The organism is Demequina zhanjiangensis (assembly GCF_030418315.1).
GTDB lineage: Bacteria > Actinomycetota > Actinomycetes > Actinomycetales > Demequinaceae > Demequina > Demequina zhanjiangensis.
In genome coordinates this window covers 81017-107498 of record NZ_JAUHPV010000008.1, presented here as the reverse complement: position 1 = coordinate 107498, position 26482 = coordinate 81017, and the positions used below count along the sequence as shown (strand labels likewise).

At 69.6% G+C, this 26482-nt stretch carries 25 protein-coding genes; 14 read left to right on the top strand and 11 right to left on the bottom strand.

What is annotated here, in order from left to right; genetic code table 11:
* Window positions 1–182 precede the first annotated feature (182 nt).
* Both QQX04_RS12795 and QQX04_RS12790 read left to right on the top strand, forming a co-directional pair.
* Window positions 183–1298 carry a ParA family protein gene (locus QQX04_RS12795; protein ID WP_301129821.1) on the top strand — a complete coding sequence of 372 codons (1116 nt, stop codon included), beginning with the start codon at window positions 183–185 and terminating at the stop codon, window positions 1296–1298.
* Window positions 1295–2314 (top strand): ParB/RepB/Spo0J family partition protein, encoded by a 1020-nt coding sequence (locus tag QQX04_RS12790; protein ID WP_301129819.1) that lies wholly within the window; start codon window positions 1295–1297, stop codon window positions 2312–2314. The genes QQX04_RS12795 and QQX04_RS12790 overlap by 4 nt, the downstream gene beginning before the upstream one ends.
* A gap of 93 nt (window positions 2315–2407) precedes the next feature.
* Here QQX04_RS12790 and QQX04_RS12785 read toward each other — a convergent pair whose 3' ends face one another.
* The 8 genes from QQX04_RS12785 to QQX04_RS12750 all read right to left on the bottom strand — a co-directional run bounded on the left by QQX04_RS12785 (window position 2408) and on the right by QQX04_RS12750 (window position 12008).
* Window positions 2408–3349: a D-alanine--D-alanine ligase family protein gene (locus QQX04_RS12785; protein WP_301129817.1), complete on the bottom strand. Its 942-nt coding sequence runs from the start codon at window positions 3347–3349 to the stop codon at window positions 2408–2410.
* Between the two features lie 33 nt (window positions 3350–3382).
* A complete protein-coding gene (locus tag QQX04_RS12780; RefSeq protein WP_301129816.1) occupies window positions 3383–4684 on the bottom strand; it encodes an aminotransferase-like domain-containing protein in 1302 nt (433 codons plus the stop codon).
* A 122-nt stretch (window positions 4685–4806) separates the two neighbouring features.
* Window positions 4807–5154, bottom strand: coding sequence for a thioredoxin (trxA, locus tag QQX04_RS12775; RefSeq protein WP_301129814.1), 348 nt, complete (start codon window positions 5152–5154; stop codon window positions 4807–4809).
* The gene (trxB, locus tag QQX04_RS12770) at window positions 5147–6124 is read right to left on the bottom strand and encodes a thioredoxin-disulfide reductase (protein WP_301129813.1); all 978 of its coding nucleotides are present in this window, start codon (window positions 6122–6124) and stop codon (window positions 5147–5149) included. The genes trxA and trxB overlap by 8 nt, the downstream gene beginning before the upstream one ends.
* Before the next feature lie 143 nt (window positions 6125–6267).
* Window positions 6268–7596 carry a protein kinase family protein gene (locus QQX04_RS12765; protein WP_301129812.1) on the bottom strand — a complete coding sequence of 443 codons (1329 nt, stop codon included), beginning with the start codon at window positions 7594–7596 and terminating at the stop codon, window positions 6268–6270.
* Window positions 7597–7673: 77 nt separating this feature from the next.
* Window positions 7674–9377 carry a murein biosynthesis integral membrane protein MurJ gene (murJ, locus tag QQX04_RS12760; protein ID WP_301129810.1) on the bottom strand — a complete coding sequence of 568 codons (1704 nt, stop codon included), beginning with the start codon at window positions 9375–9377 and terminating at the stop codon, window positions 7674–7676.
* A gap of 1 nt (window position 9378) precedes the next feature.
* Window positions 9379–11472: a DUF6049 family protein gene (locus tag QQX04_RS12755; protein ID WP_301129808.1), complete on the bottom strand. Its 2094-nt coding sequence runs from the start codon at window positions 11470–11472 to the stop codon at window positions 9379–9381.
* Window positions 11469–12008, bottom strand: a complete 540-nt coding sequence (locus QQX04_RS12750; RefSeq protein WP_301129807.1) for an NUDIX hydrolase — start codon at window positions 12006–12008, stop codon at window positions 11469–11471. Before QQX04_RS12750 ends, QQX04_RS12755 begins: the two co-directional genes overlap by 4 nt.
* Before the next feature lie 102 nt (window positions 12009–12110).
* Here QQX04_RS12750 and QQX04_RS12745 point away from each other — a divergent pair, with 102 nt between their 5' ends.
* Window positions 12111–13577, top strand: coding sequence for a CCA tRNA nucleotidyltransferase (locus QQX04_RS12745; protein ID WP_301129805.1), 1467 nt, complete (start codon window positions 12111–12113; stop codon window positions 13575–13577).
* Between the two features lie 323 nt (window positions 13578–13900).
* Window positions 13901–14779, top strand: coding sequence for a PDDEXK family nuclease (locus QQX04_RS12740; RefSeq protein WP_301129803.1), 879 nt, complete (start codon window positions 13901–13903; stop codon window positions 14777–14779).
* A gap of 315 nt (window positions 14780–15094) precedes the next feature.
* On the opposite strand, the gene ald is transcribed toward QQX04_RS12740, so the two are convergent.
* Window positions 15095–16189 carry an alanine dehydrogenase gene (gene ald / locus QQX04_RS12735; protein WP_301129801.1) on the bottom strand — a complete coding sequence of 365 codons (1095 nt, stop codon included), beginning with the start codon at window positions 16187–16189 and terminating at the stop codon, window positions 15095–15097.
* A gap of 166 nt (window positions 16190–16355) precedes the next feature.
* On the opposite strand from ald, the gene QQX04_RS12730 reads away from it, so the two are divergent.
* Entirely contained in the window at window positions 16356–16889 is a 534-nt protein-coding gene (locus tag QQX04_RS12730) for an Lrp/AsnC family transcriptional regulator (RefSeq protein ID WP_301129799.1), read from the top strand.
* 2 nt (window positions 16890–16891) lie between these two features.
* Here the strand turns inward: QQX04_RS12730 and QQX04_RS12725 are convergent, their stop codons facing one another.
* Window positions 16892–18202, bottom strand: a complete 1311-nt coding sequence (locus QQX04_RS12725; protein WP_301129797.1) for an MFS transporter — start codon at window positions 18200–18202, stop codon at window positions 16892–16894.
* A 40-nt stretch (window positions 18203–18242) separates the two neighbouring features.
* Here QQX04_RS12725 and QQX04_RS12720 point away from each other — a divergent pair, with 40 nt between their 5' ends.
* The 9 genes from QQX04_RS12720 (at window position 18243) to QQX04_RS12680 (ending at window position 25293) form a co-directional block, all read left to right on the top strand.
* Complete coding sequence (locus tag QQX04_RS12720; protein ID WP_301129796.1) at window positions 18243–19604, top strand: acyltransferase family protein; 1362 nt, start codon at window positions 18243–18245, stop codon at window positions 19602–19604.
* Window positions 19605–19623: 19 nt separating this feature from the next.
* The gene (locus QQX04_RS12715; RefSeq protein WP_301129794.1) at window positions 19624–20322 is read left to right on the top strand and encodes a TetR/AcrR family transcriptional regulator; all 699 of its coding nucleotides are present in this window, start codon (window positions 19624–19626) and stop codon (window positions 20320–20322) included.
* Window positions 20319–20963: a LysE family translocator gene (locus QQX04_RS12710; protein ID WP_367312966.1), complete on the top strand. Its 645-nt coding sequence runs from the start codon at window positions 20319–20321 to the stop codon at window positions 20961–20963. The genes QQX04_RS12715 and QQX04_RS12710 overlap by 4 nt, the downstream gene beginning before the upstream one ends.
* 92 nt (window positions 20964–21055) lie before the next feature.
* Window positions 21056–21700, top strand: a complete 645-nt coding sequence (locus QQX04_RS12705; protein WP_301129792.1) for a DUF805 domain-containing protein — start codon at window positions 21056–21058, stop codon at window positions 21698–21700.
* Window positions 21701–21768: 68 nt separating this feature from the next.
* A complete protein-coding gene (locus tag QQX04_RS12700; RefSeq protein WP_301129789.1) occupies window positions 21769–22467 on the top strand; it encodes a DUF805 domain-containing protein in 699 nt (232 codons plus the stop codon).
* A 139-nt stretch (window positions 22468–22606) separates the two neighbouring features.
* Window positions 22607–22900 (top strand): hypothetical protein, encoded by a 294-nt coding sequence (locus tag QQX04_RS12695; RefSeq protein ID WP_301129788.1) that lies wholly within the window; start codon window positions 22607–22609, stop codon window positions 22898–22900.
* A 10-nt stretch (window positions 22901–22910) separates the two neighbouring features.
* Window positions 22911–24092 (top strand): alpha/beta hydrolase family protein, encoded by a 1182-nt coding sequence (locus QQX04_RS12690; protein WP_301129786.1) that lies wholly within the window; start codon window positions 22911–22913, stop codon window positions 24090–24092.
* Between the two features lie 65 nt (window positions 24093–24157).
* Complete coding sequence (locus QQX04_RS12685) at window positions 24158–24835, top strand: SDR family oxidoreductase (protein ID WP_301129785.1); 678 nt, start codon at window positions 24158–24160, stop codon at window positions 24833–24835.
* Between the two features lie 89 nt (window positions 24836–24924).
* Window positions 24925–25293 (top strand): DUF805 domain-containing protein, encoded by a 369-nt coding sequence (locus QQX04_RS12680; protein WP_301129783.1) that lies wholly within the window; start codon window positions 24925–24927, stop codon window positions 25291–25293.
* A 92-nt stretch (window positions 25294–25385) separates the two neighbouring features.
* Here QQX04_RS12680 and QQX04_RS12675 read toward each other — a convergent pair whose 3' ends face one another.
* Window positions 25386–26480 carry an inositol-3-phosphate synthase gene (locus tag QQX04_RS12675; RefSeq protein WP_301129781.1) on the bottom strand — a complete coding sequence of 365 codons (1095 nt, stop codon included), beginning with the start codon at window positions 26478–26480 and terminating at the stop codon, window positions 25386–25388.
* Window positions 26481–26482: the final 2 nt, after the last annotated feature.

The following is a 26482-nucleotide window of genomic DNA, read 5'->3' as shown; positions in this document are numbered from 1 at the left end:
GGTTGAGCGCGGATGAAACCGTCGGACCGCGCAGGTAGTCTGACTGCTCCGGGGTGCGCAGCCCACGTGGTTTCACGTGAAACAGCGCGTGCTGGACAGGGGTGATCAGGCGACGACATCACATGTGCGCGGTTGCGCCATGCCTGATCCCTGGAAGCAGAGCATCGATGCGAGGAGGATCCGTGACGGACAGTCACGAGGCACACGCACCTTCCGGCGAGCCCGTCGGCGCTGCGCAGGCGTGGCGGGGCGACGTCGCGCGACCCAGTGTTCCGCGTTCCCCGGAGCGGCGGGCTGCCGACCCAGACTTCGCCAAGCTCGCCGGCGACGCGCGGGACGCCTCCGATGTTTCACGTGAAACGGGCGCCGCCGAGGACTCCGGGCCGGGCGAAGACTTCACGCCAGGGGAGGACAGTCCGGTCGGCCGTGAGCTGTGGGAGACGGAGCAGCTCCGCAGAGCCCTTGAGGACGCCGACTTCCCCCGACCGCCGAAGACGCGGATCATCACCGTCTCGAACCAGAAGGGCGGAGTCGGCAAGACCACGACCTCCGTGAACCTCGCCGCGGCCCTTGCGAGCAGGGGAGCGAACGTGCTCGTGATCGACGCCGACCCGCAGGGGAACGCCTCGACTGCACTGGGCGTCGAGCATCGTTCGGGCACCCCCTCGATCTACGAGGTCCTGCTCGAGGAGACGCCGCTCGCGCGTGTGGCGCAGCGCAGCCCCGACATCCCGACCCTCTGGTGCGTCCCCGCGACCATCGATCTCGCCGGTGCGGACATCGAGCTCGTGTCGATGGTGCGTCGAGAGTTCCGTCTCCACGACGCACTCCAGGAGCTGCTCCAAGGTTCCGGCAAGCAGCTCGACTACGTGTTCGTCGACTGTCCGCCGAGCCTGGGTCTCCTCACGCTGAACGCGATGGTCGTCGCCACTGAGGTGCTCATCCCTATCCAGTGCGAGTACTACGCACTCGAGGGCCTCACGCAGCTCATCAAGACTGTCGACATGGTCAAGAAGCACCTCAATCCGACCATCCACGTCTCGACGATCGTGCTCACCATGTTCGACGGCCGTACCAACCTCGCGCGCGAGGTCGCCTCGGAGGTCCGAGGTCACTTCCCGGAGCAGACCCTCGACCAGACCGTCCCCAGGTCAGTGAGGGTCTCCGAGGCCCCCAGCTTCGGGCAGACGGTGATGACATACGACCCGACGTCATCGGGCGCGGTGGCCTACCTCGCCATCGCACGGGAGATCGCTGCGCGAGGCGCAGCGGCTGCGCAGACCGGAGGACAGCAGTGAGCAAGCCCAAGCGTGGACTTGGACGGGGCCTCGGCGCCCTCATCCCCACCGAGGACGAGTCGGTCACGCCGGCCGAGCGCCCCTCGGACGTCTTCTTCGCCGGCACGGGCGCGATCCCTCAGGTGAAGGCTGACGAAGCCGCCCTGGCCGAGGATGACGAGGACGGACTCGTCCCCGTTCCCGGCGCGCGCTTCGCGCACATCGATCCGATGTCCGTGGTCCCTAACCCGCGACAGCCGCGGACCGTGTTCGACGAGGACGCGCTTGCCGAGCTCGTCGGCTCGGTGAAGGAGATCGGCGTGCTGCAGCCGATCGTCGTGCGGCCCCACCCGTCGGGGGAGGGCTACGAGCTCATCATGGGTGAGCGTCGACTCCGCGCCTCCAAGGAGGCCGGGCTCGAGCAGATCCCGGCGATCGTGCGATCCACGGACGACGTCGACATGCTGCGGGACGCTCTCGTCGAGAACCTGCATCGCAGCCAGCTGAACCCGCTCGAGGAGGCCGCCGCCTATCAGCAGCTCCTCGACGACTTCGGGATCACCCACGACCAGCTCGCCACGAAGATCAGTCGTTCGCGACCGCAGATCTCGAACACGCTGCGTCTGCTCCGACTGCCTCCGCTCGTGCAGCGTCGCGTCGCGGCCGGCGTCCTCAGCGCCGGTCATGCGCGTGCGCTGCTGGGACTCGAGGACCCGGCTGCGATGGAGCACCTGGCACAGCGGATCGTCGCGGAGGGCCTCTCCGTGCGCGCTACTGAGGAGATCGTGACGCTCGGAGTGGAGGCGCCCGCGCCGACGCGCAAGGGAGCGGTGCGTGCCGGCGGCCGCACGGAGGCGCTCGACAACCTCGCGGCGCGGCTCGGGGATCGCCTGGACACCAGGGTGAAGGTCCAGCTGGGCAGAAGCCGAGGCAAGGTGACGATCGACTTCGCGACGGTCGAGGATCTGAACCGGATCGTCACGATCCTGGCTCCTAATGATCCGGGAGTGCTCGGCGCGGCCGCAGAGGACGCCTGACGCCCGAGGAGTCCTTGGGCGTGGGCCCCAGACGGAATCAGCGCGCCTGAACGCTCTGAGGCCCGCTCATCGGCGTCTGAGGCGTACCTGTGATCAGACGCCGCGGCTCGCGGCCGACGCAGCGATCGCGTAGTACAGCTCGCGGAGCGGCATGCCAGCTGCACCGATGGCTTGCGGCATGAGCGAAGTCTCGGTCATACCAGGGCAGATGTTGATGTCGATGACCTGCGCGACGCCGTCGTGGTCCAGGATGATGTCCACTCGCGACAGATCTCGCAGGTCCATGGACTGATGCACCCGCAGAGCGGTGTGCGCCACCAGTTCCGCCTCCTCAACGCTCAGGCGGGCGGGGGCGAAGTATTCGATGCGTCCAGGGTTGTAGCGCGCGTCGTAGTCGTAGCGGCCGTCAGCTGCCGAGACCTCGACCCCGGGAAGCGCACGGGCGTCGTCACCGGAGCCGATCACGCTCATCGCGATCTCGCGACCCTCGACGAACCGCTCGATCAACGCCATATCGCCGTAGGCGAAGCAGTGCACCATCGCTCGAGCGAGATCCTCCCGCGTCTGCACGATCGAGAGTCCGAGCGCAGAGCCTCCCCGCACAGGCTTCACGACCAGAGGGAAGCCGAGCTTCGCGGCGATCGAGTCGAGCATCTGCTCCGCGCCCACCTCACGGAACAGCGACTGAGGCATGGTCACAGCGTCGGGGGTGGAGATTCCGTAGCGCGCCATCAGGGTCTTCGCGACCGACTTGTTCCATGCGACGCGGGCTGCCTGCGAGGTGGTGCCGACGTACGGGACCCCGACGACCTCGAGCAGCGCCTGAAGCGAGCCGTCCTCGCCAGAGGCGCCGTGCAGGAGGGGCCACACCACGTCGACGCCGCCCTCCTTCAGTGCAGGGATCAGGCCGTGGTCGACGTCGTGCATCGACACCTCGACCCCGGCGTCGCGAAGCTCCTCCATCACGCGACGGCCCGAGCGGATCGAGACGTCGCGCTCGTGGCTGAGTCCGCCGGCAAGGATCATCGCGTGCATGGGTGGGGTCCTCTCATGGGAGCCGGCAGCGGCTCAGGTCAGGTCGGGGGAAGGGAACTCGACGGTCTCGGCGCTGCCCGAGCCCGCGGTGCCGAAGATCCGCACCGTCTCGAGCTCTGCATCGACGACGCTGGCGAGCCTGCGGATGCCCTCGCGGATGCGGTCAGGCGTGGGGTAGCAGAACGACAGCCGCAGGTGATCGGTGCCCGAGCCGTCGATGTAGAAGGCGGACCCTGCCACGTACGCGACCCTCGCGGTGATCGCGCGTGGGAGCATCGACTTGGCGTCGAGCCCCTCGGGGAGCTTCACCCACACGTAGAAGCCACCGTCGGGGACGTTCCATGTCGCCTCCGGGATGTGCTCCTGAAGCGCGGAGATGGTCGCGTCGCGACGTTCGCGGTACTGCTCCCTGAATCCCTTGATCTGACCCTGCCAGTCGTGGTGGTCCAGGTAGCTGCGGATCGCGAGCTGGCTTGCATTCGAGGGGGAGAGGATCGCCGCCTCGGAGGCGAGCACAAGCTTCTCGCGGACCGCGTGAGGTGCGACCGCCCATCCGACTCGGAAGCCGGGGGCGAAGGTCTTGGAGAAAGACCCCAGGTAGATGACCCCTTCGGAGTCCATCGAGCGCAACGCGGGCATGGGTTCACGATCGAAGCCGAGAAGCCCATACGGGTTGTCCTCGAGGATCAGGACGCCGTGCCGCTTGCAGATCTCGAGCACCTGCGGGCGTCGCTCGAGCGACAGGCTGACGCCAGCCGGGTTGTGATAGTTCGGCACGGTGTACAGGAACTTCACGCGCCGACCCTCGGCCTTCAGGCGCGTGAGGGTCTCGTCCAGCTGCTCCGGGATCAGACCGTCGGCATCCATGGGGACATGGACCACCGACGCCTCACGCGCCCTGAAGACGCCCAGCGCACCCACATACGAGGGAGCCTCGGCCACGATGACGTCGCCCGGGTCGATGAAGATGTTCGTCACCAGGTCCAACGCCTGCTGCGAGCCCGTCGTCACCACGACATCGTCAGGATGTGCCGTGATGCCCTCGAGCGCCATCACGTCCAGGATCCGCTCACGCAGACCCTCGTCTCCCTGGCCCGAGCCGTACTGGAGCGCCACCTCGCCCTGCTCGACGATGAGGCGCTTCATCATCTCGCCCAGCTCTTCGAGCGGCAGCCCGCCGATGTAGGGCATGCCGCCCGCGAGCGACACCACCTCGGGACGGCTGGCGACCGCGAAGAGCGCGCGGATCTCGGACGCCCGCATCTCGTGTGCGCGCGCTGCGTACGACCCATACCAGGGGTCGAGCCGCGTGCCGCCGGAGTCCGAGATGCTCATGCGCGCCAGTCTCGCACGTCGGAAGGCCTCGGGACGACCCTGGAGTCGAGGTGGGTCCAGTGAGACGCGCAGAGGCCCGGTCCCGCCGCGCGGAACCGGGCCTCCGGCATCGTGAGACCTGGCTAGGCGGACGCGCCAGTCTCGGCAAGGACCTCGTCGAAGAGCGAGACGAGCGCAGGCTTGGGCTTCGCGCCCACCACGGACTTGACGACCTGACCGCCGGAGAAGAACGTCATCGTGGGGATCGAGGTGACGCCGTAGGCCGCTGCGAGCGAGCCGTTCTCGTCCGTGTCGACCTTCACGACCTTCAGACGTCCCTCGTACTCGCCGGCCAGCTCGTCCAGGATGGGAGCGACCGCGCGGCACGGACCGCACCAGGCGGCCCAGAAGTCGACCACGACCGGGACGTCGGACTCGAGCACCTCGCTCTTGAACGTGTCGACGGTGGCGGGGACGGGAGCGTCAGACATTCGCGTCAACCTCCAGATCCACGGTGGCGCCCGCCTCGGCGCCGTGCGCATCGAGCCAGTGCTGCGCGTCGAGCGCGGCGGCGCAGCCGGAGCCGGCCGCGGTGATGGCCTGTCGGTAGCGGTTGTCCACGAGATCACCGCAGGCGAAGACGCCATCGACGTTGGTGGCCGTGGTACGGCCGTCTACCAGGACGTATCCGCCCTCATCGGTGTCGACGACACCCTTGACGAGCTCGGAGCGGGGGATGTGACCGATCGCGACGAAGAGACCCGTCGCCTCGAGCGTGGACTCCTCACCGGACTTCACGTTCGCGATGCGGACGCTCGAGAGCTTCGCGTCGCCCTCAAGGCCGACCACCTGGGAGTCCCAGACGAACTCGATCTTCGGATCCGCCTTCGCTCGGTCCGCCATGATCTTGGAGGCACGCAGCTCGTCGCGGCGATGCACCATGTAGACCTTGCGTGCGAAGCGCGTGAGGAACGTCGCCTCCTCGACAGCCGAGTCCCCGCCGCCGACCACGACGACGTCCTGGTCGCGGAAGAAGAAGCCGTCGCACGTCGCGCACCAGGAGACGCCCTTGCCCGACAGACGCTTCTCGTCCTCGAGCCCCAGCTCGCGATAGGCGGAGCCCGTCGCGAGGATGACAGCCTTGGCGGAGTAGGTCTTGCCCATGCCCGTGACGACCGTCTTGACGGGGCCCTCGAGGGACAGCTCGGTCGCGTCGTCGAACAGCACCTCGGCGCCGAACCGCTCGGCCTGCGCCTGGAGGACCTCCATGAGCTCAGGGCCCTGGATTCCCTCGACGAAGCCAGGGAAGTTCTCCACCTCGGTGGTGTTCATCAGCGCGCCGCCCGCCGTGATGGAGCCGGCGATGACGAGGGGCTGGAAGCCGGCGCGTGCGGCGTAGATGGCCGCCGTGTACCCGGCGGGGCCGGAGCCCACGATGATCAGATTGCGGATGTCGCTCATGAAAGTCCTCGGGGTGTGTTCGGAGCGTGTCTTCTTCCGGATGTCACAACGAATGCTAGTCGTCCGATCTTCCGCTGTTCGCCGCGGGCACAGCACCCCTGGCAGCCACCCGTAAGCGGCCACCGCATGGCAGCCGGCCGACGCTACTCCTCAGACGGGGAGGCCGTGGGGCTGAACGTGTACACCGGATACGTGTGGCTCGGTGGGTTGTGGCGGTCCTGCTCGACCTCGATCGGCGCCGCGAGCAGCGAGAGCGCTGTCATGACCGCGAAGATCACGAGCGCGACGCCGCCGGTCATCAGCAAGGCACGCGTCGGGATGGGGCCCGGAGTGGCCGCCCGCGCATGCGCCTCGTCATGGAGACGCGCGAGCGTGTCCGACTCGGGCCAACGGGTGTGCAGCCGATAGAGGAGCGCTTCCCACACCGATCGCGAGGGACCGGAGTTCTGGGCGTCGACCATCTCGTCGTACGCCTCGAGATCGTCGAAGAGCGCACGCTCGTCCTCAGCACTGCCCGGCACGGGATCGACCGTGGGCGCAGGCGGGGTGGGAGCAGGCAGCGCCGCACGGATCCATGTGAGCCTGCCGGCCTCGACCTCGGGCGCCAGGTCGGGTGCGCTGCGCTGGACCGCGTGCGCCACGGCGCACACGGCTGCCGCCCGGGACAGTGTCACAAGCGTGACGACCTCGGTCGCAGGCTTTCCCACGGTCTCCCGCAGCTCCGCGCGCGCGACCTCAGCCCGCAGCGGCATGCTCCTCACCGCGGAAGGGAAGCCCCTGAGCGCGACGTGATCGGGCGGGAACGCAGCGACGACCTCGGACAGCGCCGTCGGCCCGTCGCCGGTGAGCAGCGAGACGCACAGCCCCCGCGCAGGACCGGACACCTCCGAGGGGATGTCGTCGACGGTGAGCAGATCCGCGTCGGAGCCCGTCAGGCAGCGCAGGAACAGACGCGTGAGCGCCTGCGCGTCCCCCTTCTCGCTCGGCGACTCGTGATCGCCCCCGTCGGACTGCTCCATCAGCACGGCATCCAGTCCCAGGCCCGTGAGCACGGGGATGCCCGCATCCGACACGGTGACCGCGGTGGAGCGGATCGCGCCATGGTGGATCCCGCGCGCATCGAGCGGGACCAGCGCGCGCGACAGCGAGCCGACGATCGCTCCAGCAAGCCGAGGAGTGAGGTCCCGGCGGGCGATCACGTCCTCCAGCACCACCCCGCGCGGCCTGTCGACGATCACATAGGCGACCGACGCGTCGTCCACCGCATCAGTGCCGCTCGCGACGACACGGGCAAGGCGAGGGTCTCGTACCGAGGACACGCGCGCCACCGCGGACAGCACGGAAAGGGAGTCGTCGCCGGGCAGCGTGTAGGCGGTGACGTCCTTGCGGAGCCGCTCGTCCTTCGCATGCCAGCGCGCGGCACCGGCCACGTCGAAGTCCTCCCGGGCAACGAGCGTGAAGCGGCGCGCCAACGTCACACCCGATTGCACCTGAAGACCCCCAAGAACCCTGCGGAGGCGCTGTGAGCGGCCCCTGACTCGACGGACACCTATCGTACGCGGCGCAGCTTGCGCATCAGCGGAGCCATCACCTGATCCAACTCCTCAACGCGCAGGAGCTTCAAGACGATCCCATATACCAGGCCCATCACGAGCGCGATGCCCAGGCCCGCGGCTGCGGCCTGGAAGAGTCCGCCCCACCCGGAGAGCTCTGACACCGGCGGCACGAAGCGTTGCAGCACCCATCCCGCAGCCGCAGCCGGGATCATCGCGACGACCGCCCGTGCATACAGCGTGACGATCCTGCGACCGTCGAGGCGCCCCAGCTTCCGCTTGAGCGTGACCGACCGCAGCACCACGGCCACAGTGTTCGAGGCGACGAGGCCGAGCGCCACACCGACGGTCCACCACTGCGGCTCGGCGAAGTACATGACGGCGTACGCCACCCCGATCCATGCGATCGTCATGGGGATCTGCACGAAGAAGACCGACCTTGCGTCCTCCATGACGAAGAGCACGCGCTTGACGAGGACCATCAGGCCGAGCGGCACGAGCCCGAGCGCAAGGGTCTGCAGCACCGGCGCCGTGACGGCGACGGACTCCGCACTCGCGGTAGGCACGAGCACGCGGACCGCGAGCGGCCCGAGCAGGAAGAGGGTCGCGCTCGCCCAGATGGCGAAGACGCCGACCAGGCGCGCGCCGCGCGAGATCTCCGAGATCAACGTGTCGTTGTCGCCCCGTGCATAGGCACGCGCCATGGAGGTGAAGAGCGCCGTCAGCAGTGAGACCGTGACGATCGAGTGCGGCACGATGTAGATCATCATCGCGTTGAAGTACGCCGCGTTTCCGGCGATCACGCCGCCGTCGGCTCCCGCCGCGGTGTCAGCAGCGGTCATCACCCGGCTGGTCAGCAGGACCCCCAGCTGCTCGATGCTCACCGCGGCGAGCGCCCACGTGACCACCGTGCGGAGGGCGGCGAGCTCGCCCTTCTCACCGCGCCACCTCCACTTCCAGTGATAGCCGCCCTTGACCAACGGGATGATGAGCACGAGCGCCTGTGACGCGATGCCGAGCGTCGCGACGCTTCCGAGAACAGCGATCCTGTCCGGCGTCCACTCGTCGATGGCGAGCGGCGGAGGCGGATCGCCGATCGCGCCGAACATGGCCAGGTAGACCGCGAACCCGCTGATCGAGATGACGTTGGCCAGGACCGGCGCCCACATGTACGGGCCGAACTGCCCCCGCGCGTTCAGGATCTCCCCGAGCAGCGTGTACAGCCCGTAGAAGGTCAGCTGCGGGATGATCCAGTACGCCAGCGCCGTGGCCAGCGCGAGCTGGTCGTCGCTCCACCCGTTCGAGTAGATCCGCACCATGATCGGTGCCGCGATCGTGAAGACGACACCCGCGACGACCGAGGCGGTCGCACCGATCGTGAGGATCCGGTCCACGATCCGCTTGCCGCCAGGCTGCTGGAAGGCCTTCACGATCTGGGGCACGAGCGCGGAGTTGAGCACTCCCGCCGCAAGCAGTGCGTAGAGGGTGTTCGGCAGCTTGTTCGCGAGGTCGTACGAGTCGGCCACCTGGCCCGTCATGCCGACCGCCCACACGAGCATCGCGCCTCGGACGAGCCCAAGCCCTCGGGACACGATGGTGCCCGAGGCCATGAGCGCGGTGGAGCGTCCCAGGCGGCGTCCGCTCATGGGCGCGTTCGGCTCGACCGCGTCGGCCCCGTCCTCGGGTTCGGGTGAAGTCACGTCACGTATTCTCGCGCCTGGCGGGATCGGATCCGTTCCGTTCCACAGGAGATCCCGGTTCGACGCTGGGGTCGGCAGGCTCGTCAAGCGTGGATGCGCCGTCGTGACCGTCGGTCGAGGATCCGGTGTCCGCGTCGTCCGGGCCGGCTCCTGCGTCGTCGGCCGCTGCGTCGTCCCGGCCGCCCTCCTCGTCGGCACCTGTCGCGTCGTCGAGCTCGGCTTCGGAGAGCTCTCCTGGACCCACGCGGGTGTCGCGTCGTCCCCGTCGCACCGTGCGGATGACGCCTGCGACCAGCAGGAGCGCGAGGAGCACGGAGAAGACGAGCGTCGCGGCGCTTCCCCAGTCAGCGCGCACCCTCACCGTGAGCACCTGCGCCTCCGAAAGAGCCTCGCCCGAGGCGGCGCGGATCACCACCACGACATTCACGTTGGCCGACGACACCGCGGTGACAGGGATCTGGACGGCCAGCTCGGACCCTGCGGGCACGACGACCTCCGGCCGGCCCGTGACCCGGAGGTTCGGCGAGCTCGACTGCGCGGAGACGACCACGGTCACATCCTGGTCGATGCTGTTGCGCACAGTGATCGGAAGCGCGCCTTCCTCGGCGATCAGGTTCAGGTCGGCCGAGGTCGCGACGGAGATGCCGTCGATCGCCTCATGAGCGACGACGAGCGAGCGCTCGACGAGGGAGTCGCGTGTGGCCGACCGCGCCCGGCTCTCCATCGATGCCGCGCGGACCAGCCCAAGCCCGTACTGCTCGAGAGCCGCGCCCTCGTCGGTCGCGGCGGACGCGACGAGCGCCACCCCGTCGAGAGCCTCGGACAGCTGTGTGACGCTCTCGGCATCCAGATCGTCCTCGACTCCCGTGGAGGAGCTCGCAGGCACGCCCACTGGGTGCTCGCCCGCAAGCGCCGTCGTCAGGGGCACCGGGGCGACCCACGGCGCCTCGAGCAACGCCCGCAGCACGTCCGAAGTCCCCTCCTCGGAGAGCATCCACGACTGACCAGGCGCGACGACCACCAGGCCGGACGCCGACGCCTCCGCTGCGATCGCCGCCTCAGCGACGATCCTTGCCTGTGCGGCCACGGTCCCCGGACGATAGGACGCGAGCACGGTGCTCAAGTCGACGTCGGGACGGATGACCGGGACGGACCCCTCAGCCGTCGGCACGTCGACCACGGCCGCATCGCCGCCACCCGTGACGCCCTCGGGGTCGAAGCGGGTCTCGAGCAGCACGGCAGTCGCCCCGATCCTCTCCGCAGCGTCGAGCGTAGCCTGGTCCGCCACCGCGACATTCGGCACGAGCGTGGCCGCCGCGGGGTAGTGCGGAGCGTTGTCGTTCGCGGCGTCCTCAGCGAACTCGAGCAGCGACAGACCGTCTCCTCGCGCGAGCGATGTGACGTCCGCGTCGCCCGCGAGGGTGCGATAGACCTCATGGCCACCCACGGACAGGCCCTCCGACACCGTCGGATCCATGAGCAGCGACACCGTGTCGAGATCCGCGTTCGCGACCACCGCCTCCGCGCGGCTCTGCGAGCTCGAGGCGATCGCGACGGCCGCCACCTGGAGCTCCGGGATGGCGACCGGCGCCCACGTGAGCACCATGGAATCGACCGTCACCGCACCGTCGGACCCCACCACGGTCACCGTCACGCCGTAGACGCCCGACCGGGTCGCGGGCAGGTCGAGCTCCTCCGGCGAGGCGACGAGGGACAGCGTCGACTCGCCCTCGGGTGCGAGCCCCGTGACACCTCCGAGCGGCCGCGTCGCCACGGTGCGCCGTGCGGACGACGATGGAGAGTCGAGGAAGCGCTCCACCGCCTCATGGCTGGTCAGCGGGGCCTCCGTGAGGCGAAGATGCACGGTCTCGCCCATCACCGTCGTCCCTGTCCCATTGGCGATCCTTGCGGTCACCCTCAGCGAGTCGTCCGCCTCCAGGACGGTCGAGCTGACGGCTGCGATCTCTCCCGTGAGCGTCGAGACCTCCACCTCGGCGCCCGGCACCATCGGTTCGTCGCCGAACGCCGCAGCAGGTGCGGACGCCAACGCGCCGGCCAGGAGGAGCGCGACCAGGGAACGGGCCGCCCGGATCACGAGGGAGCCAGCAGGGTCACGGCGACCTGCGCCATCTTCCGCTCGTTGGGGAAGGCGAGTCGCTGGACCAGGCGCGACAGCGGGACCCACTCGGCGACCTCCGCCTCGTGATCAGGGTCCTTCTCAGTCGTGATGTACCCGCCGCGCGCCTCGAGAAGGTAGTGGTGGACCGTCTTGTGGACCCGGCGGTCATCGCCCGTGAACCAGTAGTCGATCACGCCGATGGGCTGGATGATCTCCGCATCGATGCCCGTCTCCTCGGCGACCTCACGGACCGCCGCGATCTCCGGCGTCTCGCCCTCCTCGATGTGGCCCTTCGGCAGGCACCATTCGAGCCGACCTGCACGATTGCGTCGGCCGATGCATGCGGCGTAGGCCACGCCGTCCTCCACGCGGATCGCGATGCCCCCAGCGGAGACCTCGTTGCTCACAGGCAGGTGCGTGGCACGCTGCGACCCTTCGCGCCGACGTCGCAGCGACGAGCCCGCGGGCGGCATCGGTGCCGGGCGGGGTCGAGGGCTGGACGGCAGAGGCATGCCGAAATCCTAACCGTGGTGTGTTGCGCGAACATATCTGCCGCACGGGCCGCACCGAGCATCGCTCCTGACTCACGTCACGTTTCTGGGATGCTTGACCGCATGAGCCGACGACCCTCCGCCCCTGATCGCGTGTCGATCGACGTGCTCCGTCAGCGCGCCGCGGGCCTGTGGACCGCGCTGCCGCCTCAGGTGGCCGAGCTGGGCGAGCTGTTCGCCTCAGCCGGGCACGAGCTCGCGCTCGTCGGCGGTCCCGTGCGCGACGCGTTCCTCGGTCGTTCGAGCGCGGACCTCGACTTCACCACGAGCGCGTCGCCGGACGAGACCGAGCGGCTGCTCAAGCGGTGGACGTCCGCGACCTGGGACATGGGTCGGGCGTTCGGCACCATCGGGGGCCGACGCGGAGACGTCGTCGCCGAGATCACCACGTACCGCGCGGACGAGTACGACGGGGCCACGCGCAAGCCCACCGTGTCATTCGGCGACTCGCTTGAGGGAGACCTCGCCCGCCGCGACTTCACCGTGAACGCGATGGCAGTCTCGCTGCCGTCCCTCACCTTCGTCGACCCGTTCGGCGGGCTCGAGGACCTGGCCGGTGGACTGCTTCGCACGCCCATCGAGCCCGCCGTGTCCTTCGGTGACGACCCGCTGCGCATGATGCGAGCGGCACGCTTCGCGTCGCAGCTCGGCTTCGAGATCGAGCCCGCGACGTTCGCGGCGATGCACGAGATGGCGGAGCGGATCGAGATCGTCAGCGCCGAACGGGTGCGCGACGAGCTCACCAAGCTGCTGCTCGGCGCAGACGTGCGCGCCGGACTGACCGCGCTCGTCGACTCCGGCATCGCGGACGTGATCCTGCCCGAGCTGCCGGCCCTCAAGCTCGAGGTGGACGAGCACCACCATCACAAGGACGTCTACGAGCACACGCTCACCGTCATCGACCAGGCGATCGACCTGGAGACCGACGCAGACGGCGCCGTGCCGGGACCTGACCTGATCCTGCGCCTCGCCGCGCTCATGCACGACATCGGCAAGCCCCCCACCAAGCGCAACGAGCCGGGCGGTGCCGTCAGCTTCCACCATCACGAGATCGTGGGCGCGAAGATGACCACCAAGCGGCTCAAGGCGCTGCGATTCGACAAGGAGACGACCAAGGCGGTCAATCACCTTGTCTCGCTCCACCTCAGGTTCCACGGTTACGTGGACGCAAGGTGGTCGGACTCGGCCGTGCGGCGCTACGTCACTGACGCGGGCGATCAGCTCGAGCGGCTGCACCGCCTGACGCGCGCGGACGTGACGACCCGGAACCGTCGGAAGGCGGAACGGCTCGCGTTCGCGTACGACGACCTGGAGCACCGGATCGCCGAGCTGCGCGAGCAGGAGGAGATCGACGCGATCCGGCCTGACCTGGACGGCACGCAGATCATGGAGATCCTGGGAATCAAGCCCGGGCGCGAGGTCGGCCAGGCGTACAAGCACCTGCTCGAGCTGCGCATGGAGCACGGACCGCTCGGCCCGGAGCGCGCGGAGGCAGAGCTGCGCGAGTGGTGGGCGGCGCAGGCGGACTAGCCGTCGAGACCGCCACGTCGGCCCGCCGACCGTCGCGCGTCGGGCCATCTCCACCAGGAGATCGGCGACCGCTGTCCAGGCCAAAGCGCCTCCCACAGGAGACTGGGGACCGCTTTCCACGCGAAAGCGCCTCCCACAGGAGACTGGGGACCGCTTTCCACGCGAAAGCGCCTCCCACAGGAGACTGGCGACCGCTTTCCAGGCCAAACCGCCTCCCACAGGAGACTGGCGACCGCTCTCCACAGCCCACCCCCGGCCGGCTGCAATCCCCACCCCTCATTCGTACGCCGCCCGCTCGAGACAAACCACGCGATGGTGGTCGGATGTCGATCGCCAATCTCAAGCGGCACATGCTCACCCACCTCGGCCCGTTCACGCGCCGAGAACTGCTGTCGCATGCCTCGAGCACCGCGGTGAACCGCGCTATCGCCCGCGGGGAGATCGTCAGAATTCTCCCGAATCGGTACGCCGCGGCAGTCCACGCCGACTCGTGGCTGGTCCGGACCCTCGCGGTCTCCGACTGGACTCGCGGCACTGTCGGGGGTGACGCAGCGCTCCGATTGGCAGGCCTAGCCGAGGAGCCCCGCATCGTGGACGTCACCGTTCCTCCAGGTGAGCATCGGCGCGGCCCGCACTGGGTGAGGATCCACTCGACATCCGCGCGCGTGGACACATGGACTGCGCACGGTCGCCCGGTGTCATTGCCTGCACTGGCAGTGGTGCAAGCATTCTCGTGGGCTGACGCGCGGGAGCGTTCCGAGCGAGTGTTCGGGCCGTGCCGGCGCGGTGCGAACAAGAAGCTGATACTTGAGGCTGCGGCCGGGTTCTCCCGGATCCCTGACCGCCGCCTTCTCGTGCGCTGCCTGGCCGCTGCGCAGCAGGGAGCAGAGAGCTACCTCGAGATGCACGCAGCGCGGGTGCTCGCCGGGCCGCTGCTTGGCGCTTGTGTGCGACAGCACCGTGTGCGGGTCGAGGGCGAGGCGTTCAGGCTCGACGCATTTCACGTCCGTTCCGCGACGGCGTTCGAGTTCGACGGCGAGGAGTTCCATTCCAGGCTCGCCGAGGTACGGGAGGACCGTCGAAGGGATGCGCTTCTGGCCTCGATAGGGATCCAGACGGTGAGATTCGCCTACCGGGACGTGATGGGCGATCTCGGGAGGTGCCGCGCCGTTGCTGAGAGCACTGTCAGGAGGCGGATGTAGCGGAGGAGCGCGGTCGCGGATCTCCTGGGGGAACCATTTTCTGTCACGGAGCGGTCGGGAGTCTCCTGGCGGAGACTCCGGTCGGACGGAAGGCTCCGCGGGGGGACCGGGCCTGTCGGGTGGCGCGGGACGCGCGGGGAGTGCCGGAGGCGACGACGCGGCCGACGCTCGGGCGGGAGAAGTTGCCCGGGTGCCGGCCGCGTCGTGGCGGCTGTGTGGAGTCGGGTGCGGTTCACACCGCTGGGTTCACACCGTGCGGGTCAGACCGTGCTGGTCAGGCAGCGCGCGCCAGACCGCTGGGTTCAGACCGCGGGTTCAGACCGCCGCGGGGAGCTGCGGGAAGATGTCCGCGACCGGGCCGTGGACGATCTTGCCGCCGACGGTCGCGAGGCCGCGTGCGAGCGCCGGGTCCTTGGCGGTGGCGACCTCCCAGCCGTCGTTCGCGAGGCGCACCGCGTACGGGAGCGTGGCGTTCGTCAGCGCGAGCGTGGAGGTGTTGCCGACGGCGCCGGGCATGTTGGCCACGCAGTAGAAGATGGAGCCCTCGACCTGGAAGGTCGGCTCGGCGTGGGTGGTGGCGTGAGAGTCCTCGAAGCAGCCGCCCTGGTCGATCGCGATGTCGACGAGCACGGATCCGGGCTTCATGCGGGACACGAGGTCGTGGGAGACGAGCTTGGGTGCCTTGTCCCCGGCGACGAGCACGGCGCCGACGACGAGGTCGGCCTCGAGGCAGGCCCTCTCGATCTCGTACGCGGAGGAGACGACGGACTTGACCCGGCCGGCGTAGAGCGCGTCGAGCTGGCGCAGGCGGGGGATCGACAGGTCGAGCACGGTGACATCGGCGCCCATGCCGACGGCCTGGGAGATCGCGTTCTGGCCGGACATGCCCGCACCGAGCACGGTGACCTTCGCGGGGCGTACGCCGGGCACGCCACCGATCAGGACCCCTCGGCCGCCGGCCGATGACTGGAGGTTGAAGGCACCGACCATGGTGGCCATGCGGCCCGCGACCTCGGACATCGGGGCGAGCAGGGGCAGCGAGCCGTCGGGAAGCTCGACCGTCTCGTAGGCGATCGAGGTGGTGCCCGCGGCGACGAGCGCGGAGGTGAGCGCCTCGTCGGCGGCGAGGTGGAGGTACGTGAACAGCAGCAGATCGTCGCGCAGGTAGCCGTACTCGGAGGCGATGGGCTCCTTGACCTTGAGCACCATGGGCTGTGCCCAGGCCTCCTCGACGGTGCCGAGGGTGGCGCCGGCGGCGACGTACTCGGCGTCGGTGAACGCGGAGCCGAGTCCAGCGCCGGCCTCGATGGTGACGGTGTGACCGTGCTTGACCAGCTCGTGAACGCCGGCGGGCGTGATCGCGACGCGCTTCTCGTTGTTCTTGATCTCTGCGGGGATGCCGACGTGCATGGTCCCTCTCCTTCGCTGTGCTGCGGTGTGCGGCAGGAGGCTCGGGGGGTCCGGGTCGCCTGTCGCGGACATCTGCCTGTCCTCACTTCAATTGTCGAAGATCCTCCGGCGACAGCAACAGATCGTGAATACAATCGCCGAAACGGCGGAGAATCTCGGAGGATCTATGTCAGAACGCGGCGCAGGCGGCCCGACGCCGTCGAATCTTCGGCTCGACGAGCTCGACGAGCAGATCCTGTGGGAGCTCTCGAGGGATGCGCGGCTGTCCAACACGGCGCTCGCCGCGCGGGTGCACGTCTCGCCGTCCACGACCCACGCGCGCGTCAAGGCGCTGCGCGATGCCGGCGTCATCAGGTCGTCGCATGTGGAGCTCGACTACGAGGCGCTGGGCCTGCCGGTGCAGGGCCTCATCTCGGTGAAGCTGCAGGCTCAGGCGAGGCCGCAGATCAAGACCTACGCTCGCAAGGTCGTCCGGCTTCCGAACGTGACGTCCGTGTTCTTCGTGGGTGGCCAGGTGGACTTCCTGATCCACGTGGTGTGCACGTCCACGGGTCAGCTGCGCGACTTCGTGGCGAGCTACATCTCGATGGACCCGGTGGTCGCGTCGACGGAGACGAACATCGTCTTCGAGCACTTGATCGGCGCGGAGCACCACGGGACGACGGGCGGGATCGCCGCGATGCGGAAGCCGTTCGAGTAGGGCTACTCCGCCGTGGCGGGGGCAGGCATCGGGTTCGGCTCGCGCGGCGTCCTCGCGTACACGACCGCGACGGCGAGGTAGGCGACGGCGATCCCGAGCATCACAGCGCGTGACCAGCCGTTGTCGGGAAGGATGACGGCGCCGAGCACTGCTGCCGACATGAAGGCCACGTTGTAGGCCATGTCGTAGAGGGTGAAGGCGCGGCCACGCACGTGGTCCTCGGTGTCGCGCTGGACGATGGTGTCCACAGCGATCTTCCCGCCCTGTACGGCGAAGCTCACGACCACGGCGGCGGTGAGCAGCGTCCACGCCTCAGGTCCGATCGCGAGCAGCGCTTGTCCGACGGCGCCGACGCCCAGGCACATGAGGATCCATCTCTCGCGCGACACGCGATCGCCGAGCAGGGGGGTGAGCACGGCGGCAAGCCCGAACCCGACGGCGGCGAACCCGAGCACGATGGAGAAGGCGCCGAGGGCGGCCTCCGCGTCGTCCGGGTCGGCCAGCACGTGGCGGGACGCGAGGATCGCGGCGACGAACATGACCCCGTAGAGCAGCCGCTGCGCTGACATGACGCCGAGCGCGTGCCACGGCGTGCCGCGGGCTCGCAGGTAGCGCTCGCCCTCAAGCAGCTCGGCGGTGAGGGCCCGCACCTGAGCGGCGAGCTGGAGCTTGACGAGCGGGTGCACGGGACCGAGCTCTCGATGTCCGATCCGTGTGGCGGCGAAGGACGAGGCGCCGAACCCGAGTGCGGCACCGAGCAATGCGGTGATCGCGAGCGAGCTGTCGCTGAGCGACGGGACGACGAACGTGGCGACCGCCCCGATCGCCCCGCCGACGGACGCGGCGATCGTGCCGAGCGTCGGGAGCACCGAGTTCGCGGCGAGCAGCTGATGTGCGGGCACCACCTGCGGCAGCCCCGCCGTCATCGCGGCGAGCAGGAAGCGGTTGACCGAGAGCGTCAGCAGCGCGGCACCGTAGAGGGTCCACAGGGGCGCGTCGGCCAGGACGAGCGCGACGATCGCTCCGGCGAGCAGCAGGCGGATGAGGTTTCCCACGAGCAGGATGCGCTGCCGCTGCCACCGGTCGATCAGGGGTCCGACGAAGGGCCCGACGAACGTGAACGGCGCGAGCAGGACGGCGAAGCCGATCGCGATCTGCTCGGGGGTCGTCGCCTGCGTGGGGTCGAAGAAGAAGGCGGTGGCGATGCCCACCTGGAACATGCCGTCGCCGCCTTGCGACAGGAGCCGGGCCCAGGTGAGGCGACGGAAGCCGCGGGACTCCCAGAGCACGTGGAGGTCGGCCCGCAGAGACATGGCCCCAGCGTAGAGGCGTGCCGGTCGCTAGCATCACGGCATGGGTGCACCGGTGAGCCTGGGGGGACTGGCGGAGGCGACTCCTGACACGCGTGATCGCTATGCGGATCTGCTGCGGGTCGGTTCGCTGTTGGGAGTGGTGCTGGGTCACTTCTTCATGGCGGCGGTGACGCTTGATCACGCGGCGGGCACGATCGCGGTGGCGAACGTGCTGGACACGCAGGCGTGGGCGCGCCCGCTCACCCTCGTCTTCCAGGTGATGCCAGTGTTCTTCGTGGTGGGCGGCTTCGCGCACGCGACGGCGTGGCGCAGCCTGCGGGCGCGGGGTGGTGGCTACGCGGACTTCGTGCGCTCGCGGATCGTCCGACTTCTGAAGCCGACGCTCGTCTTCGTCTCGGTGTGGATGGCGGTCGCGGCGGTCGTCGAGTGGGTCGCGGGTGACGACGCGGCGTCGGGCCCCGTCCTGCAGGTGGCGGGCCAGCTGCTGTGGTTCCTCGGGATCTATCTGATCGCGGCGGGCCTCGCGCCTGCGCTGCTGACGGCGCACGAGAGGTGGGGCTGGCGGGTCCTCGTGGCGTTGGGCGGCGCGGTGGTGCTCGTGGATCTGCTGCGCCTCGCGGCCGGCGTCGGCTGGGTGATGTGGCTCAACTTCGCGTTCGTGTGGCTCGCGGTGCATCAGCTGGGCTTCCACTACGCCGACGGCGTGGCGGACCGGGTGGGCTCGCGTCGGCTGGGGGCGTGGATGCTCGGAGGCGGCGCTGTCATCCTCGCGCTGCTGGTGGCGGTCGGGCCGTACTCGACAGCGATGGTCTCGTACGCGGGGGAGGAGCTGTCCAACCTCGCGCCGCCGACGGTGGCGCTGCTCGTCTTCGCCGTCGCCCAGGCGGGGGCGCTGCTGATGTTGAGGGAGCCGGCCCGTCGGCTGCTCGCGAGGACGGCGGTGTGGAAGGCGGTGATCGCCGCGGGCTCGGTCGCGATGACGGCGTTCCTGTGGCACTTCACCGCGCTGATCGCGGTGTTCGGGGTGCTGTGGACCCTGGGTGTGGACCTGGCCGGCGACCCGTCGTCGGCATCGTTCTGGTGGGCCAAGCTCGCGATGCTGGTGCCGTTCCTGGTGCTGGTCGGCGTGCTGGTGCTGGCGTTCCGCTGGGCGGAGCGGCCGCCGAGGCGGCCGGACCCGGTCGGGCCGTCGCGGTTCAGGACGGTGGTCGCCGCAGTCTCGGTGATGCTGGCCATCGCTGGACTGCTGGGCTTCGCCGTGACCGGCTTCCGCGGGATCGTCGTGCCGTTCGTGGGCCACGTCGCGGGGGTGCCGATGACCGTGGGTCTCGCCTTCGTGCTGGTGGTCGCGTCGTGGTCGGCCGCGCAGTTGGCGACGCGGGTCTACCCTGAACGCAGTTGAACGCGTTCAGGAGGTCCCCTTGCCCACCCTCGACAGCACCACTCGCGACCGCATCGTCGAAGCGGCGACGGAGCTCATCCTCGAGCACGGCTACGAGCGCACGACGATGCGCGCGATCGCGGAGCGCGCCGGGGTGTCTCAGGGCAGCGCCTACTACTACTTCTCCGGCAAGGAGGACCTGGTCCAGGGCTTCTACCTGCGCATCGCTCGCGAGCACGCGGACCTCAGCCGCGAGCGGATGGAAGGCGAGAAGGCCCTCAAGACCAGGCTTGCGATCACGCTCGACACCTACCTTGAGGTCTCCGGGCGCTATCGCGCGGTTGCCGAAAGCCTCGTCAGCATGGCCGTCGTCCCCACGAGCCCGCTCAGCCCGTTCAGCGCCGAGTCGAAGCCGGCCCGAGAGACGTTCATCGCCCTGTATGACGACGTGGTCGAGGGCTCCGAGCTGCGCGCCGACGCCCGCCTCCGAGCGGCGCTTCCTGAGCTGCTGTGGCTCGTCCAGATGATCCTCACGCTGGGCTGGGTGCAGGATCTCTCTCCGGAGGCGAAGGTGTCTCGCAAGATCGTCAGTCGCCTCGCGCCGACGCTGGCGCGCCTCATCAAGGCTGCGCGGTTCAAGCCCCTCTCGCCTCTCGCAGGGGAGGCGATCGACGCGCTCGACGCCATCAAGGAGGCTCGGCAGGCGCGGGTGCGCGGGGACGACGGGGCGGCGCCGTGATCTCGCCCGGCACGCTCGCTGCCTTCGCCGCCCTTGCGTTCGTGGTCATCGTGATCCCGGGGCCGAGCGTGCTCTTCATCGTGGGCCGCGCGCTCCAGCACGGTCGGGGACGTGCTCTCGTCTCGGTCGTCGGCAACGCAGGCGGGTTCGTGGTGCACGCGGTGCTCGTGGCGACCGGGGTGGGGGTGCTGATCGCGGCGTCCGAGGTCGCGTTCGTCGCGCTCAAGATCGTGGGTGGCCTCTACCTCATCTACCTGGGCGTGCAGGCGATCCGGCATCGGCGCGACGGGCTCGTCGGCGTGGACGAGGCGGCGGAGGCCGACGACGCCCCCGTGTGGAAGGTGCTCACCGAGTCCTTCGTCGTCGGCGTGACCAACCCCAAGACTCTTGTGTTCGTCGCGGCGGTGCTGCCGCAGTTCGTCGATCCCGCCGCAGGGCCCGCGTGGGTGCAGATCCTGGTGCTCGGACTCGTCTTCTCCGTGATCGCGATCGTGAGCGACGGGGCGTACGCACTGCTCGCCGCAGGCGCACGGGACTGGTTCGCGAGCTCGCCGCGGCGGCTCGCACGGATGCGCGCTGCCGGCGGCGCGCTGATGGCGACGCTGGGTGGCGTCCTGCTTCTGTCGCGTCGGGCGGTCTGACCTGGCCACGACGCGAGGAACGCGGCGGTCCCGCCGGCCCCACCGACCCGCGCGCTAGGGTGGCGTCGCGCACCACAGCCGAAGGGGAGAGCATGGGCTTCGTCGAGGCCGTCAGGACGGGCTTCAGCAAGTACGTGGACTTCGACGGCCGCGCCCGCAGGTCCGAGTACTGGTGGTGGGCGCTCTTCCAGGGGCTCCTTCTGGTGGTGCTCCAGGCGATCGTCATCATCACGGTGTTCATCGCGTTCGTGCCCCTGCTCACCCAGGTCGCTGCTGATGGCACCCTCGAGCCCGACGCGTTCGGCGCGACGGTCTGGCTCCCGGTGGCGATCACCTGGGCCCTGCTCGCGATCGTTCAGCTCGGACTTCTCCTCCCAGGGCTCGCCGTCTCGGTTCGCCGCCTTCACGACATGGGCCGAAGCGGCTGGTGGTACTGGATCTCGGCAGTCCCCGGGGGCAGCATCGTGCTGATCGTCTTCGCGGTGCAGGACTCGCACCCCGGACCCAACGAGTACGGGGAGAACCCCAAGGGAATCGCCGCCGCCTGGCCTCCCGCACCGTACGCGGCGGCCTACCCCGCTCCCTACGCGGCCGCGCCGACCGGTCCGGCCTACGGGCCGGTCCCCACGCCGGGCGCGCTCGCGGTTGAGCCGGGTCGTCCCACTGCTTCGGCCGCACCGCCCATTCCACCGCCCACTCCGCCGGCGGCGCCTCCGGACGCGGGCGCGCGCCCCTGAGACCGCTCCGGCGATCCGTCGGGTCGCGCGGCTAGGCTGAGGCCAACCACGAACGACAGGGGAGAACGATGGGTTTCGGTCAGGCGGTCAAGGTCTGCTTCAGCAAGTACGCGGTGTTCTCGGGCCGCGCCCGTCGGGCCGAGTTCTGGTGGTTCTTCCTGTTCCAGCAGGTCGTCGGGATCGTGCTCTCGATCATCTTCACCGTCCTCTACTTCGCCTCGCTCGGCCCGGCCTTCGCGCAGATCGAGGCAGACGGGACCATCCCCGACTCCGCTTTGGAGGACATCAACTGGGCACCGATGACGATCGGCATCGTGATCGCCAGCGTCGTCAGCCTCGCACTGCTTCTGCCGAGCCTCGCGGTGACCGTGCGTCGTCTGCATGACACGGGCCGCAGCGGCTGGTGGTACCTCATCTCGTTCATCCCCTTCGGTGGAATCGTGGTGCTGGTCTTCGCCGCTCTCGAGTCGGAGTCAGGGACGAACCAGTACGGCCCCGACCCGAAGGCCGGCGACCGATGGAGCGGCATGCCTGCCGCCCCCGTGTACCCCGGTGCCCCCGTGGCGCAGGGCGCGATGCCCAGCTATCCCGGAGCGCAGCCCACTCAGCCGCAGCCCGGAGCCATCCAGCAGCCCGCCCCCGCAGCGCCGCAGGCCCCCGCACAGACGCCGCCCCCGGCCGCTCCTCCTGCGCAGTCCGCGCCGCCTGCCGCACCGTCGCCGGACGCCGGCGGCACCGACGATCCCTTCGCCCAGCCCCCGCGCTGACTCCCCGCGCGACGCCCCGGCGGCGAGCGCGACCTTCGCACCCAGGCCCTGACGCAGTCCCGACGCTTCCCCAGGAGGTGCGCGACCGTCGTCAGGGCCTTCGTGCTGTCCCTACCGTGACTGCGACGGAAGGGGAGCGATGGCAGATCTCACGGTGGATCACGACGCGGCGGGGATGGCCGCCGCACGGCTGCGGGAGCTCGCTGCGTGTCAGTGGGAGGCGGATCCCGGCGCCGCCGCTGCCGCCACTGGTCACCGGCGTCTGATCGAGGCGGCGGCGCAGGTCGGTGCAGCGCAGCGGCGCGGTGCCGACGCCGTGCACGCCGAGGCGTGGGACCTCGCCCGTCTGGTGGACGAGGCTGCTGACCGTTTCGTGACCACTGACCGGCGGCTCGCGCAGGGACGGACGCGAAAGTCCGCTGCCGATGAGTGAGGCCGCACGGATGCTTGCTTCGTGCGCGGGCCTCATGGAGCTCGAGGCCGGGCGCCTGGACAGCGCCGCGGCTCGCCTGAGTGGTCCATGGGGGGAGGGAAGAGCGCTCGACAGCATCGCCGACGCTCGGGCCTCGCTCGCCCTCGCCGCTCACGACCTGGCGCAGGGGCGCCGCGATGCGGCCGCGCTGCTCCGGCGCGCCGGCCACGTGGTGGACGCGGCCGGGCCGCCGCCGGCCCTCGACGACCCTGCCGCCGGTGGCGCTGCGAGAGCCCTTGAAGCCCTCGCATCCGAGCTCGACGCGCTGCCGCAGCCGGCAGCGCTGGCGGCGCGTCGGCATCTGACGCTTCCGTTGATCGAGGCAGGGATGCTCGCGGCCTCGCCTGCGCTGGGATCGTGGCTCCTGTGGCGCGCCGCCGGCGACGTTCGCGCACCCGATCCTCGGGTGAGCCGGGCGTTCGGAGACGGGTCTGCCTCGTCGCGGGAGGCGGCCGAGCGGCTGTCGGCGAGCAGGCCGGAGACTGTCAGCGACCTGATCGTGGGCTGCGGGCTGGTCGACGCGATGGGGCGTGAGCGACGCGCAGTCGTGGACATCGCACAGGTCACCACGGCCGACGGCGACGAGGCCTGGATCGTCACGCTGCCGTCGACGCAGGACTGGGTGGTGCCTCACGGAGATGCTCCCGCGCCCAACGATCTCGACGCGATCCTCGCGCACGCGATCCTGCCCGGAACGACGTCCACCTACGCGCGTGGAGTGGAGGAGGCGATCCGTCAGGCCGGGATCCCTGCCGGTGCCCCCGTGCTGCTCGTCGGGTTCTCGCTCGGCGGCATCGCTGCGACGGACCTCGCCAGGAGCGGAGTCGGGCGGGTGTCGGTGGAGGGGGTGGTGAGCGCGGGGGCGCCGATCGACATGGGTGAGGACCCGCCGGGCGTACCAGTGCTGTCGCTCGTCCACCACGGTGACGCGGTTCCCGCCCTCGACCTCGCGGCCGAGGGGGACGGGCCGCTCCGGACCACGATCGCTGACGCCGCACCCGAGGGGATGCGGCCGCACAGCGCCTCCGCCTATGCGACCACCGCCGCAGCGCACGACGCCGATGGGGGCCTCACCGCGCCCTACGAGCGGTTCCTCGTCGCCGACCCCGCCACAGAGGTGGTGCACCGCCAGTACGAGATCGTCGAGAGATGACGGCCCGAGACCTGCTGGGAAGCCGGGGAGGGGAATAGGGGCCGGCGCCCAGGCGTCGCACCCGTATGGACACGACAGCACAGCACGCCCGCGTCGCGATCGTCGGCGGCGCCGGGAACATCGCCCGCCGACTCATCCCGTTGCTCCAGGACAAGGGGATCGAGGCGGTGCCCCTCGCACGCCGCCAGGAGCAGCTCGATGAGCTCGCCGCCATGGGGGCGTCCCCGCGCATGCTCGACATCGAGGCATCCACGACCGAGGACTTCGTCGCCGCGTTCGAGGGCTGCGACGCCGTGGTCTTCTCCGCCGGTGGAGGCGGGGATGGGAACGTCGAGCGCAAGCGCACCGTCGACCTTGAGGGATCCCTCAAGTCAGCGGAGGCAGCCCGGGCCCTGGGCATCGACCGCTTCATCCAGGTGTCCGCGATCGGCGTCGACAAGCCTGCCGACACCTCGCGCGGCGACGCCTGGACCGCGTACGTCGCCGCCAAGCGTGACGCCGACGCCTCGCTGCGCGAGTCGTCGCTGGCCTGGACGATCCTCCGGCCCGGCCGCCTCACCGACGATGAGCCGACGGGGCAGATGCAGCTCGCCTCCGAGGTGGAGCCCGGCTCGATCCCGCGCGCCGACGTCGCCGCGGTCATCGTCGCCTGCCTGGAGAACGCAGCGACGGTGGGCTATCAGTGGGAGCTCGTGTCGGGCGACGTGCCGATCGCAGACGCGCTCGCGCGTCGCGCCAGGTAGAGGCGCACGTTCCCCTGGTGGCACCCGGCGTCTCTCGCTAGGCTCGGCGTGCACTCGCGCCACGGTGGGGCGAGACGGAGGGGAAAGACATGAACGGTTACAAGGCAGCGCTGAGCAAGTACGCGCAGTTCAGCGGACGCTCACGCAGGGCCGAGTTCTGGGGCTTCGCGCTCGTCAACATCCTGATCTCGATCGTCTTCTCGATCCTGATCACGCTCGTCGGCGTGTCCTCGGACGGCACGTACACGACCGTCGGATGGATCCTGGTCGCCGCGATCGTCCTGTACGGCCTCTTCATCCTCATCCCGAACCTCGCCCTCCAGTGGCGCCGGTACCAGGACATCGGCTGGGCGGGGGCCGTGTCGATCATCGGCTGGTTCGTCCCGCTGCTCACGTTCATCGTGGCGCTGATCCCCGGCAACGCCGGACCCAACCAGTACGGCCCGGACCCCAAGTGATCCGCTGACCGACAGCACGAAGGCCGGGACCCCTCACGGGATCCCGGCCTTCGTGCTGTCAGGGCTGACGGGTCAGCCTCGACTCATGCTGCTTAGCGCTCCACGTCGCCGAGGATGAACGCCTCGAGCTGCGCACGGCCCTTGGTGTCCTCCATCTGGACGGGCGGCGACTTCATGAAGTAGGTCGACGCCGAGAGGATCGGGCCGCCGATGCCGCGGTCCTTCGCGATCTTCGCGGCGCGGACCGCGTCGATGATGACGCCGGCCGAGTTGGGGGAGTCCCACACCTCGAGCTTGTACTCCAGGTTCAGGGGCACCTCGCCGAAGGCCGAGCCCTCGAGGCGGACGTACGCCCACTTGCGGTCGTCGAGCCACTCGACGTAGTCCGACGGGCCGATGTGCACGTTGCGGTCGTTCTTCACGCCGGCGAGCGGACCCTCGTCGATGTTGGAGGTGACGGCCTGGGTCTTCGAGACCTTCTTCGACTCGAGGCGGTTGCGCTCAAGCATGTTCTTGAAGTCCATGTTGCCGCCGACGTTGAGCTGGTAGGTGCGGTCGAGGCGCACGCCGCGGTCCTCGAACAGCTTCGCCAGCACACGGTGCGTGATCGTGGCGCCCACCTGCGACTTGATGTCGTCGCCGACGATCGGGACGCCGGCGTCCTCGAACTTCTTGGCCCACTCGGGGTCCGAGGCGATGAAGACGGGGAGGGCGTTGACGAAGGCGACGCCCGCGTCGATCGCGCACTGCGCGTAGTACTTGGCGGCCTCCTCGGAGCCCACGGGGAGGTAGCAGACGAGGACGTCGGCCTCGGAGTCCTTGAGGACCTGCACCACGTCGACGGGAGCGTCGTCGGACTCGACGATGGTCTGGCGGTAGTACTGGCCGAGACCGTCGAGCGTGACGCCGCGCGAGACCTGGATGTCGGTCTTGGGGACCTCGCAGATCTTGATGGTGTTGTTCTCGGACGAGTTCGTCGCCTCGATGAGCTCCTTGCCCACCTTGAGCGAGTCGACGTCGAACGCCGCCACGAACTCGATGTCGGAGACGTGGTAGTCGCCGAGCTGGACGTGCATGAGGCCGGGGACCTTCTCATCGGCAGGCGTGTTCTTGTAGAACTCGACTCCCTGGATCAGCGACGTGGCGCAGTTGCCGACGCCGACGATGGCAACCTTGAGATTCGCCATGG

Coding starts and splice junctions, on each gene's coding strand:
- QQX04_RS12785 (WP_301129817.1), bottom strand. CDS start 3,349: ATGCACGCGATGATCCTTGCCGGCGGACTCAGCCACGAGCGCGACGTC.
- QQX04_RS12780 (WP_301129816.1), bottom strand. CDS start 4,684: ATGAGCATCTCGGACTCCGGCGGCACGCGGCTCGACCCCTGGTATGGG.
- trxA (WP_301129814.1), bottom strand. CDS start 5,154: ATGTCTGACGCTCCCGTCCCCGCCACCGTCGACACGTTCAAGAGCGAG.
- trxB (WP_301129813.1), bottom strand. CDS start 6,124: ATGAGCGACATCCGCAATCTGATCATCGTGGGCTCCGGCCCCGCCGGG.
- QQX04_RS12750 (WP_301129807.1), bottom strand. CDS start 12,008: ATGCCTCTGCCGTCCAGCCCTCGACCCCGCCCGGCACCGATGCCGCCC.
- QQX04_RS12745 (WP_301129805.1), top strand. CDS start 12,111: ATGAGCCGACGACCCTCCGCCCCTGATCGCGTGTCGATCGACGTGCTC.
- QQX04_RS12740 (WP_301129803.1), top strand. CDS start 13,901: ATGTCGATCGCCAATCTCAAGCGGCACATGCTCACCCACCTCGGCCCG.
- ald (WP_301129801.1), bottom strand. CDS start 16,189: ATGCACGTCGGCATCCCCGCAGAGATCAAGAACAACGAGAAGCGCGTC.
- QQX04_RS12730 (WP_301129799.1), top strand. CDS start 16,356: ATGTCAGAACGCGGCGCAGGCGGCCCGACGCCGTCGAATCTTCGGCTC.
- QQX04_RS12725 (WP_301129797.1), bottom strand. CDS start 18,202: ATGTCTCTGCGGGCCGACCTCCACGTGCTCTGGGAGTCCCGCGGCTTC.
- QQX04_RS12720 (WP_301129796.1), top strand. CDS start 18,243: ATGGGTGCACCGGTGAGCCTGGGGGGACTGGCGGAGGCGACTCCTGAC.
- QQX04_RS12705 (WP_301129792.1), top strand. CDS start 21,056: ATGGGCTTCGTCGAGGCCGTCAGGACGGGCTTCAGCAAGTACGTGGAC.
- QQX04_RS12700 (WP_301129789.1), top strand. CDS start 21,769: ATGGGTTTCGGTCAGGCGGTCAAGGTCTGCTTCAGCAAGTACGCGGTG.
- QQX04_RS12695 (WP_301129788.1), top strand. CDS start 22,607: ATGGCAGATCTCACGGTGGATCACGACGCGGCGGGGATGGCCGCCGCA.
- QQX04_RS12690 (WP_301129786.1), top strand. CDS start 22,911: ATGCTTGCTTCGTGCGCGGGCCTCATGGAGCTCGAGGCCGGGCGCCTG.
- QQX04_RS12685 (WP_301129785.1), top strand. CDS start 24,158: ATGGACACGACAGCACAGCACGCCCGCGTCGCGATCGTCGGCGGCGCC.
- QQX04_RS12680 (WP_301129783.1), top strand. CDS start 24,925: ATGAACGGTTACAAGGCAGCGCTGAGCAAGTACGCGCAGTTCAGCGGA.
- QQX04_RS12675 (WP_301129781.1), bottom strand. CDS start 26,480: ATGGCGAATCTCAAGGTTGCCATCGTCGGCGTCGGCAACTGCGCCACG.